Source organism: Paenibacillus sp. PK1-4R, from assembly GCF_030369595.1.
Lineage (GTDB): Bacteria > Bacillota > Bacilli > Paenibacillales > Paenibacillaceae > Paenibacillus.
In genome coordinates, this window is record NZ_CP126535.1 from 4,765,187 (window position 1) to 4,779,312 (window position 14,126).

A 14,126-nucleotide genomic window follows, 5' to 3' on the forward strand; every position below is an offset into this window, starting at 1 on the left:
ATGGGACATGCTCCGAATTACGCTTCGATGTAAATACCGATCGATTTGCCTCCGGCTTCAACACGTTCCATCGACTCATTCGAACCAAAAGTGACTTCGGTTACGAGAACATTTTCACGCAACACATCATCAAACGCCTGAATAGCTTCCTGAAGGGATGCATCCACATCCAGCGTCAAACGTACTCTTTTCTCAATTGGCAGATCCAGTCGTTTCCGGGTATCCTGCACAGCACGAACCACTTCGCGGACCCAGCCTTCCTGTTCCAATGCTGGCGTGATTTCGGTATTGAGCGCCACCGTCAGACCGTAACCTGATGCTGAAGCAAAACCTGATTTGGCCTGTTTATCAACCAATAATTCTTCGCTCGTCACTTGCAGCTCTTCGCCTTCCGGAGAAACGATGTTCAGCACACCCTCCGAAACCACTTTACGCGTCTCATCAGCCGACATTCCCTTGAAGAAGTTTTGCAGGAATCCTACGTTTTTACCGTATTTCTTACCTGCAACTTTCAGGTTCAGCTTTAATGTAAAGTCAACAAATTCCGCATCATTATGCTCCGTACGGATTCCTTTTACATTGATCTCTTCCTTGATGATCTCTTCATAACTTGCCAGGTCAAACCCTTTATCCAGAGAAACAATCAATTCGGACAGTGGCTGACGTGTCTTGATGCCTGTTTCGTTACGAACGTTACGGGCAAGTTCAACCACGCGGCGAGCCGTCTCCATGTCCTGTTCCAGTCCTGCATCAATCATCGCTTCATTGGCTACCGGATAGTCTTCCATGTGCACACTCTCACCTGTTGCAAGGTTCAGATAGATATCTTCTGCAAGCATCGGTGTAAACGGAGCAACCAGTTTTGCAGTAGTCACCAACACCTCAGTCAATGTACGGTAAGCGTCCAGTTTATCCTCTGTCAGGCCACTTCCCCAGAACCGGTCACGGGAACGACGGATATACCAGTTACTCAGTTCATCAACAAATGCTTCAATCGCTTTGGAAGAGTTCAGATAGTCGTTAACCAGCAACGCTTTTTCTACAACCAGGATCAGGCTGTTCAGTCTCGACAGAATCCAGCGATCCAGCTTGTGTGCGGACAGTTGGAACGGGTGCTCCTGTGGATCAAATCCATCAATGGTAGCATAAAGCGTCAGGAATGCATGGGTGTTAACCAGCGTATCCACCATTTTGGATTTGGCTTCGCCTACGATACCTTTGGAGAAACGTTTGCTGTTCCACGGTGCACTGTCAGACAACAAAGCCCAGCGGAATGCATCTGTACCGTATTCTTCAATCACTTCCCAAGGATCGATAACGTTACCTTTGGATTTGGACATCTTCTGTCCGTTCTCATCAAGAACGTGTCCTGTAGCCATAACCGCTTTGTAAGGCGCTTTGCCTGTCAAAAGGGTAGAAACCGCCAGCAAGCTGTAGAACCAGCCACGTGTCTGGTCAATTCCCTCACAGATCATATCAGCAGGATACTGCTGTTCGAATACTTCTTTATTTTCAAATGGATAGTGTTGCTGGGCAAACGGCATGGAGCCGCTGTCGAACCAGACATCGATCACTTCCGGTGTACGTTTCATTTCATATTTGCCACAAGAGCTCATGACTTTAACGTCATCCACATATGGTTTATGCAATTCAAGATTCTCAGGCACATCACCTACCGCACGAGCACGCAATTCTGCAATGCTGTGTGGAGCAAATTGTTCGCCAGTCTCCTCGCACACCCAGATGTTCAGCGGAGTTCCCCAATAACGATCACGGCTGATGTTCCAATCCACCAGATCCTCGAGGAATTTCCCGAAGCGACCTTCACGAACGTGACCTGGGTACCAATCCACTTCACTGTTGTTGGCAATCAATTGGTCCTTGATGGCTGTTGTTTGGATAAACCAGCTGTCCATTGCATAGTACAGAAGCGGTGTATCACAACGCCAGCAGAACGGATAACTGTGCTCATATTTTTCTTTGCTGAACAAACGTCCATTTTCAGACAGATATCGCACGATATCAATATCACAATCCTTCACGAAACGTCCGGCAAAGTCAGTAACCTCAGCTACAAATTTACCTTCCAAGTCCACCATGTTCACAAAGCTGATCCCATTCTCACGGCATACACGGTAGTCATCTTCACCATGGGCAGGAGCCATGTGTACGATACCCGTACCACTTGCATCCGTTACAAAGCCTGCACCCAGAATGATGTTGGCTTTCTCAGCCTGTACGTAGTTGAACGGAGGATCATACGTTTTGCCAACCAGGTCGGCACCTTTCAGTGCACCGATGATCTCATACTCACCTTTGGTATCTTTCATCACTTTTTCAACCAGATTGGTTGCCATGATGTACACTTCATCACCTTGACGAACACGGGAGTAGTCCATATCCGGATTCACGGCAAGTGCAACGTGTGAAGGCAGTGTCCAAGGTGTTGTCGTCCAAGCCAGTACAAATTCTCCGCTGTCATTCAGTTTGAATTTCGCTGTAGCACTCAGATCTTTAACGTCTTTGTATCCTTGTGCAACTTCATGGGAACTCAATGTTGTCTGACAAGATGGACAATACGGGCTCACACGGTGACCACGATACAGCAGTCCTTTCTCGTGGATCGTCGCTAGGATGTTCCATACGCTCTCGATGTAGTTGTTATCAAGAGTGATGTATGGGTTATCCATATCCGTCCAATATCCGATGCCTTCTGTCAGATCACGCCATTGTTGCTCGTACTCGAATACACTCGCTTTACATTCGTTAATGAATTTTTCCACGCCGTAATCTTCGATTTCCCACTTGTGGGAGATACCTAGCTTCTTCTGTACACCCAGTTCTACAGGCAGACCATGTGTATCCCAGCCTGCTTTACGAACGACACGGTAACCCTTCATGGTGTTATACCGTCCAACAAAATCCTTGATTACCCGTCCCAGTACATGACCGATATGCGGTTTACCGTTCGCTGTTGGTGGACCCTCGTAAAATACGAAGTTTGGCTTGCCCTCCCGGTTTTCGATGGATCTTTTGAATGTATTCTCCGTTTTCCATTTATCTAACACGCGTAATTCTCTGGTACGTGCCTTCTCTTTGACGTCAACTCGTTGCATGATGATTATCTTCCCTTTCTTTGGTTGGATTGTGGACCGTCCACAAAAAGCGTTTCAATCCCCCTAAATCCCCCTTACCAAGGGGGACCCCATAGGCGCTCCGCCCTCTGGACACCCGGGATGGGTTGTCGGTGGGGAATCGGTGGCGCTTATGGCCGAGGGGTGGATGTGCGTAGTGGCGGCCATTTTGCGGCTGTTCCCTGCGTGAACGCCGCATGGCCTTACCGCGAGGCGGGTGTGGCCGGGTGCTTCGCTCCCCCGGCGGGCGGCTCTCTCCTTGAGGTCCCTTCGGGCCTCATGTACGTTCGCCTGGGCGAACCCGTGTGCCGGGCGCTTCGCTCTCCCGGCGGGGCGGCTCTCTCCCTGAGGTCCCTTCGGGCCTCATGAACGCTCGCCTTAGCGAACCCGTGTGCCGGGTGCTTCGCTCTCCCGGCGGACGTCTCTCTCCCTGAGGTCCCTTCGGGCCTCATGGGCGTTCGCCTTAGCGAACCCGTGTGCCGGGCGCTTCGCTCTCCCGGCGGGTGGCTCTCTCCTTGAGGTCCCTTCGGGCCTCAAGGACGTTCGCCTTGGCGAACCCGTGTGCCGGGCGGCTTCGCTTTCCCGGCGAGCGGCTCACTCCTTGAGGTCCCTTCGGGCCTCATGTACGTTCGCCTTTTTTGAACACAAAAAAGCCCCATCCCTGGAAAGGGACGAGGCTATACTCGCGTTACCACCCTAATTCTGTTCATCACAAACCACATCCAGGCAAGCCTGGGTATGCTCTGTCATCAACAGCGCTTATGCCCCGCTAAACTACTGCAGGGTGCCGTTATAACGTACGGCTTACGGTTCGGCTTACACACGGCAATCACAATCACCGCTTCAGCGTCACTTCTCCGGGGAGATATTCGGCTATAACTCATCCATTGGTTTGCACCAACCACCAACTCTCTGAGGGATGAGATCATAACGTACTGAACCCGTCATGGAATCACTATTCATTATGAATATAGTTATAGCCTCTTTGCAGACAAAAGTCAACCAGGCGACAGACTAATAAATTTCTTTCATCTCCCGCTCACGGTCACGCACTTCCTGCTCCCGGCTCTCCAGCACTTCCCAACCATCCTGAGTCAACAGTTCAAGCTGCGCTTCAACAAGCGTGCGGAAACGGGCACGATAAATCGATGCCTGCTTTTTCAGTTCTTCCACTTCCAAAGCAATTTTACGCGATTTTCCCAGCGATTCATTCACGATCCGGTCTGCATTCTTCTCTGCTTCCTTCACGATCAACTGCGCTTCTTTCTTCGCATTGTTCTTCACATCATCAGCAGCTTCCTGCGCAATGATGATCGTTTTGCTAAGTGTCTCTTCAATCGTGGCAAAATGATCCAGCTTTTCCTGAACGGACAGCAACTGATTGCTCAGCTCTTTGTTCTCGCGAATGACGCCTTCGTAATCTTTGATGACTTGATCCAGGAATTCATTGACTTCATCCTCGTCATACCCGCGCAAACGTCGGGAAAATTCCTTGTTGTGTATGTCCAGCGGCGTTAATGGCATGCTGTCCACCTCCTGTTAAAGTTCCTTCCCGTCCAGAGAAGGTTTGCAGCATATGGGTACCACCCAAGGGGCCGTATCGTTGATGCCTAACCTTGGCAACGTATACGGAATGCAGGATCAGAATTGCATCCTCCAACGTTCATGTAAAGCTTTGACTTAATGTATATCGGATACACCGCGTGTTTTCTACACCTTTATGATAAACATTTCGACAAGAAAGCGGATTTTCCTGCAACAGACTCAGGCAAATTTGCCGATTTTCACTCGGCAACGTCCTTTTTTGGTCATCCCATCCTGTTCCATAACCTTGAAACGGCCAAATCCCTGAATGGATACGACATCACCCGCTTTTAGTGATTTGGAAGGATCTTCCTCAACTTTCCAGTTCACACGGCAACGACCAGCTTTGATCGGCACCAGCACTTTACTGCGACTAAGCCGATACACATCTGCGCAGATTCCATCCAAACGAAGAGAAGCAACCGTAATGTCCATCGTCTCCAGCTTACTCTCTGACCATCGCATCTGATCCAAAGGAAGTAACTCTGTGAACACATGTAACCGATGCACCTGATTCAGTTGAAGCGATAAAAAAGCGCCGGTTTCCGCCGCCACCACTGTATGGCAACCGTCCTCCAGCACTTGGATATCCCCGATCTTTCCACGCTTCATCCCAAGCCCGAGCAGGGAACCCATATAGTCCCCATGCTCCAGCTCCGAGATTTTCTGATCATCAGACGTGATACTGAGCACCTGCATACCCATATCCTCATCATCCAGATACATATAATCAGGTGCAACCAGCGCACGCTTGCGTTCAGCAGCCTCGTAACCACCATCCAGACGAATCTGAACATCGTTACGGCGATTGGCAAGAGTCTGTAAGATAAAAACCTGTCTTGGATCAAGGAAGTCAGTTAGCTTCATATCATGATACTTACCTGCCCGCTCAACCCAATCCGAAGCTTTATCTACAAAATCCCGCTCATCATGGCTAAAATGTTCGTAAATTTCACCGCTCATCTATATCACCCTACCCTAATATACAAAATACCGAAGTATGGAGATCAGCCCATTAAGCGCGAGTTGCAGAACGATTAGCGCCACAATCGGGGAAATATCCAGCACACCGAACAAAGGGGGGATAAATCGACGGAATGGTCTTAGATATGGCTCCACTAATTTGCCCAGCCATTCACCGATGAAGCTTTCCCGCGCATTGGGAAGCCAAGACATCAATATGTAGACAATGACCATGTAAAAGTAAATCTGGTATAACGTGTACAACACGCTTTCAATCTGATACAAAAGTGGCTCACCTCATTCTGTTATAATCTTGCTCGCTGTCAGCCAGTATTTCCGTAATTGAGCCCTGAATTTCAACCGTATCTGGCGTACAGAGAAAAATGTTTCCGCCGATTTTGGAAATACCGCCACCCAATGCATATACCGTGCCACTCAAAAAATCAATAACGCGCAGCGCTTGGTCCTGGCGAATTCGTTGCAAGTTCACCACAACGGTACGATGCGAACGCAGATGGTCGGCAATTTCCTGAGCCTCGTCATAAGAACGCGGTTCATACAGGACAACTTTAACATTTTTCTGGGAATGAATGCTCACCACATTATTCCCCCTTTGGTTTCTACGTTTATCGAGACTGGAGGTTTCAGCTTCCTGATGTTCAGCCTCATTTTCCTCCTGCGCAGCCATTCGTTCACGTTCCACAATCTCTTCCTCTTCCTGAAGTCCGAGGAAATTCATAAATTTATTCATTACGCCCATCGTGAACCCTCCTCTTTTCCTACGAGAATCGATCCTAGCCGTACCCAGGTTGCACCTTCTTCAATGGCCACTTCAAAATCATTGGACATCCCCATCGACAGCTCAGTCAATGGCTCTGCTGTAAGGGCTTGTCCATTCAATTGATCTCTCAGCTCACGCAATCCACGAAATACGGGACGCGTCAGCTCCGGATCTTCCTCATGAGGTGCCATGGTCATCAGGCCAACGACCTTGAGATTGTTGAACGAACGAATATCACGCAAAAAAGAACTTGCCTGTTCAGGCTGTAATCCATACTTGCTCTCTTCACCCGAAATATTCACCTGCAAAAACGTTTCCACTTGGATGCCAAGTGAAGCTGCTTTTTTATCCAACTCCTTCGCCAATGACAAACGATCCAGTGAATGTATGTAACGAAACTTGCCAATCACGTCTTTCACCTTGTTTGTCTGCAAATGACCGATAAAATGCCAGGTACCCTGCTGACCAAAAGCTTCCCATTTGGCCTGTGCATCCTGCCACCGGTTTTCTCCAATATGCTCAAGACCATGATCCAGCACCGATCCCGTTGTTTCAAGTGAGACATATTTCGTGACCGCAATCACATTCACATCATCACGATGACGGTTACTGCGCCGACATGCATCCTCGATCTTCTGATTTACCTGTTGTATACGCTCCTCCAATGACACAGAGGGTCACCTCTCTTCCAGCCCAATCCAGCTCGCCATCCGCCCTGTAACACCATTTTCCTTCCGATAGGAGAAAAATAGTTCGGGATGACAACTTGTACACCATGTTGTACATTCGATATGATCCGGCATTATTCCTGCTTTCATCATAATGTGTCGATTACATTCTTTCAAGTTTAACATCGTTTTACCGTTATTCACGGCTCGATATGCTTGTTTAGAAGCAGAATCCTCGTATTTATCATTAACCGGGGAATCATCAAACCAAACCCGTACATGCTGCATGACCGCCTCATCCACTTCATAACAGCAATCCCCAATCGACGGACCGATTGTAGCTCGAATGTCCTGCCTACGGCTGCCATACTCCCGTTCCATCGTCTCCACCATGGATACAGCGATACCCGCGACTGTACCTTTCCAGCCGGCATGCGCAAGACCTACCGCCTGCTGCACAGGGTCATAGAAATAAAGCGGAACACAGTCGGCATAGAAAGAAGTCAGCAGCACACCAGGCACATTCGTGACCAATCCATCCGTATCCTGCAACGCAGATTGACGATCAAGTAATCCTCTGCTCCGATCTTCAGCGGTAATTACAGCCACATGTTTGCCATGCACCTGCTCTCCACAGGTCCATGCTTCTGCTGCAAAGCCAAGCTTCTCGGTTACAAGCCTACGGTTGTTAAGTACAACTTCAGGGTCATCCCCCACATGATAAGCACAATTGAGCGTGGCATACGGAACTTTTCCAACTCCACCATGCCTCGTCGTAAATCCGACTGACAGCTGTTCAAATTGCTGTTTCCAGGGCTCAACATATAATAATAACGGATCAGGACCGAAATCTGAATTTGGGTTCTTGGTCCGTTCAAGTAATTCTTTATCCAATACAAAGGGTTCCATTATCTCACCTCACCACTTCCAGTGTACCAAATGAGCCACATTCTGTCTCATTTATATCGTTCGACGCTGATTACGGTCTGATCGTTCAATGCGTTCCACACGGTCTGTGCGGTTATGCTGCTGTTCATCATACAGGCGCGCTTCGCGATCACGTTCGTCATACGTGTTTTCCTTTACCTCATCCATCTTTACCAGAATCACATCTGAGCCAATCTTCACAATATTTCTCCAGGGAATCACCAGATCCGTTCCCCCGCCAAAAAGACCCATAAAACGGCTGTACCCCGGCACTACAATCGCTTCAATTCGTCCCTGCTTCAGATCCAGCTCCAAGTCACTGATCTGACCCAGGCGTTTACCATCCGTAATGTTAATGACATCCTTTGTCTGAAAGTCCGAGATTTTCATGCCTCGTGCCGCTACTTCGCTCGTATTTACTTTCATTCATCTCCGCCCCCTGTTATTCCTCTTCTGCCCGTTCTTCACGCTTCTATACAATATATGTTTCAGGGGCGAAAAATGTCCTGTTTTTCATCGAATGTGGAAACGGTCCAAAACAAAAAGACGACCAACGGTATACACTGCCCCGATTGATCGTCCTTCTGCCCTTGCATCGTGTTACGACTTTACATGTTTTTGCATCTGCTGTATCGCTGATTTCTCCAGACGTGATACCTGAGCCTGGGAAATGCCAATTTCATCAGCCACTTCCATCTGGGTTTTCCCTTCGAAAAACCGCATCGACAAAATCATTTTTTCCCGCTGACCAAGACGATGCATCGCTTCACGCAGTGCAATTTCCTCGATCCACGAGACATCCTTGTTTCTGTCATCACTGATCTGATCCATGACATAGATCGGATCTCCACCATCATGATAAATCGGTTCGAAGAGCGAGACCGGGTCCTGAATGGCGTCCAATGCAAAAACAACATCTTCCTTCGGCACATTCAGTACTTCCGCAATTTCGAATATCGTCGGTTCCCGGGAGTTTTTATTCGTCAGGCTGTCACGGACCTGAAGTGCTTTGTAAGCAATGTCCCTCAAGGAGCGAGATACCCGAATTGGGTTATTATCACGCAGGTATCGACGGATTTCACCGATAATCATCGGCACCGCGTAGGTTGAAAATTTGACATTCTGGGATAAATCAAAATTATCAATGGCTTTCATCAGGCCGATGCAACCAACCTGGAACAGATCATCGACAAACTCCCCCCGATTGTTAAAACGCTGAATGACACTGAGTACCAGACGCAGGTTGCCATTCACTAATTTCTCTCTTGCTGAGCGATCATGGTGTTGCTGAAGGGAATGAAACAATTCCCGCATTTCAGTGTTGGTGAGGACAGGCAATTTTGCGGTGTCCACGCCACAAATCTCGACTTTGTTTCGGGTCATCGTGATTTACCTCCCAAGGAGAAACATTAATGTACATTATCTCCGGGGCAGGCTTTTTTATTCGTACTTGGCACCCTTGCCAGTAATACCCATTCTGACCAAAGATGTATTTCAGACCATTTTATTGAACTCCTTGCGGAGTCTTTTAATGATTCTTTTTTCGAGTCGAGAGATGTAGGATTGGGAGATTCCAAGTAGATCCGCTACATCTTTTTGAGTCTTTTCTTCCCCATCCGTCAGGCCAAAACGAAGCTCCATAATCATTCGCTCGCGCTCCGTTAATTTTTCCAGTGCCTTGTGCAAAAGTTTCCGGTCTACCTGCTCTTCAATATTCCGATAGATTGTATCGTTTTCAGTACCCAATACATCGGATAATAATAGTTCATTTCCATCCCAATCAATGTTGAGCGGTTCATCAAAAGAAACTTCAGTTCGGATCTTACTATTACGTCTCAGGTACATCAAAATTTCATTTTCGATACAACGTGAAGCATAGGTTGCCAGTTTGATTTTCTTTTCCGGGTCAAATGTATTAACTGCCTTAATCAATCCGATGGCTCCAATGGAGACCAAATCCTCAATATTGATTCCAGTGTTTTCAAATTTGCGTGCGATGTACACCACCAGACGCAGATTGCGCTCAATAAGCATCGCGCGAATGGCCGAGTCTCCCGAGGATAATTTTTGCAGTAAAAATTCTTCTTCTTCCCTTGTCAATGGCGGCGGAAGTGCCTCACTTCCCCCAATATAATAGATCTCTTCGCTTTTGAGTCCCAATAAAAATAACAGACGGTAGTATTGCAGCTGCGCCACCAGTTTCCATTTCACAAGCATGTACGTTCCTCCTATACCACATTCAGCGGCTTTTCTGTTGCTCCCGCAGAGAGAGCCGTAGACTGCGCAGAAGCAGCGTCTTGCACAAGTTCAGGATGAATCACGGCCTGGTATTTCCCATCCGACGACAAAACACCTCCATCCAGCCCAATGAGTACTCTTGTCGTCTCATAACATGTTTCCTCCATCGTCACCTTCACCCGGTCCGGCTTCATGGCCAACATAAACGCAGTCCCTTTGTTAATGCCCCGATAAGGCACTAGCCGCAGTCGATCCTGCCACTGAAAACTTTCCTGATCAAGCTCGAGAATAAGGTTGTCCGGCGCCTCGTCCTTGAGTCTACCCTTCCATGAAGCAGGTAACATGTCTTGCCATAACGAAACCTCCATCACCATGACCGGCATGCGCGATAAGGGATCTGTAAGTTGATTGCCCGTATCCAGAAGGCCTGTACAAGAAATGACTACCTCATCGATGCAGACCTCAACTTTGCCCAAATAGGTCGTCATGCGATCCGTTTTCCGTTTTGAACTCTGCACAGCTTTGAATAAAAACAGGACAGCAAAAAATACGATAAACGTGAACCAGAAAGCAATTTTCAGATCAAATGACATACCGCCAGAAGCCGTGAACCAAATGCCGTTAAACAACTCACCGGAGCTCTGAAGCATGTAATGCACACCCAGAATACCTCCGGCAGCGACAAAATTAATCACATAGAAGGTACCGAGCGTCCTCGCAAAAGCCTGCAGACCCTTAAAACCAAAAGCAATCGTAAGCATGACCAGCGAGAACCCGAACTTGATCAAAAAGGTGAACATAAAATCAAACTCCGGTACAAACATCATGACCACGTATAATGCACCCACAATGGCTGACAGCAACCATCGCCACCAAACCAGCTTTGTCTTGCGCATCCAGGCGGTCATTCCGATGAGTGCACCGTCAATACACAGGTTTGTCAAAAAAATTAAATCCACATAAACAACCAAAGTCTTCACCTGCCTGCGCGCAACATATCGAAATACCGGTACCCGATATCCTGATATTCATGAGCATATTCACAAGTATACGGAGCCCCCTGTTCAAAGTCTGTCTAATCATGGGGGTGTGGTTCCAACTTTTTTTGTCGGAATTGCTCAGGCCCTTTGTTCAGAATTTGTTCATTGCTGTATGCTATGATATCTAAATAAACAGAAAAAACCCGGTCGCTCCATAAGGAGTACCGGGTTTCCAATAAATTGATTTGCGTATTAATCGTTGTTGTTATTGCGTGAACGATTGCGTAAAAATGTCGGAATGTCCAGCTGATCATTGCTCGGCTGATTTCCGAAAGGACGCAGGTTCGGCGAACGCGTATCCGTCGTCTCCGCTGTTGCTGGAGCTGGCTTACGTCCTGGTGGTGGTGGAGCAGGTTTATCTTCAAAACCAGTTGCAATAACTGTAACCTTAATCTCCTCTTTCAGGTCTTCGTCAATGATGGCACCAAAGATCATGTTTACTTCCGGGTCGGAAGCAGACGTTACGATCTCTGCCGCTTCGTTCACTTCATACAGGGACAGATTAATGCCACCCGTAATGTTCATGATTACGCCGCGAGCACCTTCAATAGAAGTTTCAAGCAAAGGACTCATAATGGCTTTCCGTGCTGCTTCTGCCGCACGATTCTCACCTGTTGATTCACCAATCCCCATAAGTGCAGAACCACGTTCATGCATAATCGTTTTGACGTCAGCAAAGTCAAGGTTGATCAGACCCGGTACAGCGATCAAATCAGAGATACCTTGTACCGCTTGACGAAGTACGTTATCCGCTTGACGGAACGCTTCAAGCATAGGTGTCTTTTTATCTACGATTTCGAGCAAACGATCATTAGGAATTACGATCAGTGTGTCGACTTTTTCCTTGAGAGCTTCAATACCTTGCTCTGCATGGCTGGAACGCTTGCGTCCTTCAAATGTAAATGGGCGAGTTACGACACCCACTGTAAGTGCACCACACTCTTTAGCGATTTCGGCAATAACCGGAGCCGCACCTGTACCTGTACCACCGCCCATACCGGCTGTAACAAATACCATGTCTGCACCTTTCAACGTGTTCATGATCAGATCGCGGGACTCTTCCGCTGCTTTTTTACCTACATCCGGGTTGGCGCCAGCACCAAGACCACGAGTCAATTTATCACCGATTTGCAATTTATGCTCGGATTTCGCCAGGTGTAACGCCTGCGCATCCGTATTCACCGTAATAAATTCAACACCTTGTACACCATTTTCAATCATACGGTTGACTGCATTGCTTCCGCCGCCGCCTACACCGATGACTTTAATTTGAGCCAAGCTCTCCATCTCGAAATCAAATTCCAACATATTATTCCATCTCCCCCTCAATGTGCATGGATGGCCCGTCCAATTTTTGATTTGAACCGAATCAATTTCATATATCGACGAACGAAAGCGTTTATTTTAGTACCGGCGCATTCAGACGGCTTACAAGAATGTATGAAATGGATCCAACCTGTTATATAAATTCGCTGAACATATTCTTCAGCCGTTCGAACAGACCGGGTTTTTGCTCCGATTCCTGTGCCGTATTTGGCTTCGGACGGTTGGTCGGTTTCTTGTTGTTATTATTGTTGTTGTTGTTATTTCCACCGCCGTTATTGATCGAGGGACGAATGCGCAAACTGCGAATTACACTGTGCAATATGCCGACTCCGCTTGTAAACCCAGGGTCACGCACACCAATATAATCCGGAACTGCAACTCGTACCGAAGCAGCAAGCTCATGCTGAGCGACCTGCAGAACCCCCGGCATAGAGACCGTACCTCCCGTTAGTATATAACCTCCAGGAAGCTCGTTGTAACCAAGACGCTTCACTTCTTGGGATATCATCTGGAATATTTCCTGAACCCTAGGTTCAATAATAGCCGCCAGATCCTCTTGTGAAAACTCCTTGTCTACATTACTGCCAATTCGGGTGACTTTGAACATCACATCCGCAGCAGCATCATCCAACCAGGCACAACCATATTTCAGTTTCACCTTCTCCGCCTGATCCGTTAACGTGCGTAATCCATAGGCGATATCATTTGTTACGAATTCCCCACCTATAGGCAACGTTGATGTTGCAACAAGACTGTCTTCTTCAAAAATGGCGATGGTGGTTGCACCTGCTCCAATATCAACAAGCACTGAACCCATCGTTTTTTCATCTTTGGACAAAGCCAGTTGACCCGCTCCAAGCGACATGAGAACCAGATCGCTTACTTTCAGACCCGCTTTTTCCACGCAGCGCAAAAGATTATGTATCGCGGTTTTTGCACCCGTTATGATCGTTGCTTCAACTTCCAAACGAACACCAATCATACCACGGGGGTCCTGTATGCCCTCCAAGCCATCTACAACATATTGCTTGGCGACAACATCAATAATTTCCCGTTCCGGCGGAACTGCAATGACTTCGGCTGCTTTCAACACCCGTTCCATGTCTTCTTCTCCGATTTCACGATCCTCGTTAGACACAGCCACGACGCCGTGACTGCTCATCAGTCCGATATGATTTCCCGAGATTCCAACATACACTTCGGATATTTGAATACCTACCATACGTTCTGCATGATCCACTGCGTTGCGAATCGACTGCACCGTCTGATCGATATCTACGATTACACCTTTGCGAATTCCCTCCGAGTCGGCAGATCCAACTCCTATAATATTAAAGGTTCCATTATTCATTTCCCCAATAATAGCGCGAATTTTGGATGTACCGATGTCCAAACTAACAATGATGTCATTGTTGCTCAAGTCTGTGGCACCTCCTGACTCCAATAGTAAATTAAGTTCGAATTT

The 14,126-nt window shown here is 47.6% G+C and carries 13 protein-coding genes and 1 other annotated feature; all 13 genes read right to left on the reverse strand.

Annotated elements, in window-relative coordinates; translation table 11 throughout:
- Positions 1–17: 17 nt before the first annotated feature.
- A complete protein-coding gene (gene ileS / locus QNO02_RS20745; protein WP_289389875.1) occupies positions 18–3,116 on the reverse strand; it encodes an isoleucine--tRNA ligase in 3,099 nt (1,032 codons plus the stop codon).
- A 682-nt stretch (positions 3,117–3,798) separates the two neighbouring features.
- Positions 3,799–4,091, reverse strand: a binding site (T-box leader).
- 57 nt (positions 4,092–4,148) lie between these two features.
- On the reverse strand, positions 4,149–4,658 hold the full coding sequence (locus QNO02_RS20750) for a DivIVA domain-containing protein (protein ID WP_062835445.1): 510 nt from the start codon (positions 4,656–4,658) through the stop codon (positions 4,149–4,151).
- A gap of 240 nt (positions 4,659–4,898) precedes the next feature.
- Positions 4,899–5,681 carry a YlmH family RNA-binding protein gene (locus tag QNO02_RS20755; RefSeq protein ID WP_091014083.1) on the reverse strand — a complete coding sequence of 261 codons (783 nt, stop codon included), beginning with the start codon at positions 5,679–5,681 and terminating at the stop codon, positions 4,899–4,901.
- A gap of 15 nt (positions 5,682–5,696) precedes the next feature.
- Complete coding sequence (locus QNO02_RS20760) at positions 5,697–5,966, reverse strand: YggT family protein (RefSeq protein ID WP_260632824.1); 270 nt, start codon at positions 5,964–5,966, stop codon at positions 5,697–5,699.
- Between the two features lie 7 nt (positions 5,967–5,973).
- Positions 5,974–6,441, reverse strand: a complete 468-nt coding sequence (locus QNO02_RS20765; protein ID WP_036614853.1) for a cell division protein SepF — start codon at positions 6,439–6,441, stop codon at positions 5,974–5,976.
- Positions 6,432–7,133 carry a YggS family pyridoxal phosphate-dependent enzyme gene (locus QNO02_RS20770; protein ID WP_036614854.1) on the reverse strand — a complete coding sequence of 234 codons (702 nt, stop codon included), beginning with the start codon at positions 7,131–7,133 and terminating at the stop codon, positions 6,432–6,434. The genes QNO02_RS20765 and QNO02_RS20770 overlap by 10 nt, the downstream gene beginning before the upstream one ends.
- Positions 7,134–7,139: 6 nt before the next feature.
- Positions 7,140–8,039, reverse strand: coding sequence for a peptidoglycan editing factor PgeF (gene pgeF / locus QNO02_RS20775; protein ID WP_105599697.1), 900 nt, complete (start codon positions 8,037–8,039; stop codon positions 7,140–7,142).
- Positions 8,040–8,090: 51 nt separating this feature from the next.
- Positions 8,091–8,483, reverse strand: a complete 393-nt coding sequence (locus QNO02_RS20780; RefSeq protein WP_165980230.1) for a YlmC/YmxH family sporulation protein — start codon at positions 8,481–8,483, stop codon at positions 8,091–8,093.
- Positions 8,484–8,657: 174 nt separating this feature from the next.
- Positions 8,658–9,440, reverse strand: coding sequence for an RNA polymerase sporulation sigma factor SigG (gene sigG, locus QNO02_RS20785; RefSeq protein ID WP_017687309.1), 783 nt, complete (start codon positions 9,438–9,440; stop codon positions 8,658–8,660).
- A 111-nt stretch (positions 9,441–9,551) separates the two neighbouring features.
- Positions 9,552–10,274 carry an RNA polymerase sporulation sigma factor SigE gene (gene sigE / locus QNO02_RS20790; protein WP_017687308.1) on the reverse strand — a complete coding sequence of 241 codons (723 nt, stop codon included), beginning with the start codon at positions 10,272–10,274 and terminating at the stop codon, positions 9,552–9,554.
- A gap of 11 nt (positions 10,275–10,285) precedes the next feature.
- Complete coding sequence (gene spoIIGA, locus QNO02_RS20795) at positions 10,286–11,266, reverse strand: sigma-E processing peptidase SpoIIGA (RefSeq protein WP_091014080.1); 981 nt, start codon at positions 11,264–11,266, stop codon at positions 10,286–10,288.
- A 261-nt stretch (positions 11,267–11,527) separates the two neighbouring features.
- Positions 11,528–12,643, reverse strand: coding sequence for a cell division protein FtsZ (gene ftsZ / locus QNO02_RS20800; RefSeq protein ID WP_091028484.1), 1,116 nt, complete (start codon positions 12,641–12,643; stop codon positions 11,528–11,530).
- 151 nt (positions 12,644–12,794) lie between these two features.
- Complete coding sequence (gene ftsA / locus QNO02_RS20805) at positions 12,795–14,081, reverse strand: cell division protein FtsA (protein WP_074095848.1); 1,287 nt, start codon at positions 14,079–14,081, stop codon at positions 12,795–12,797.
- Positions 14,082–14,126 lie beyond the last annotated feature (45 nt).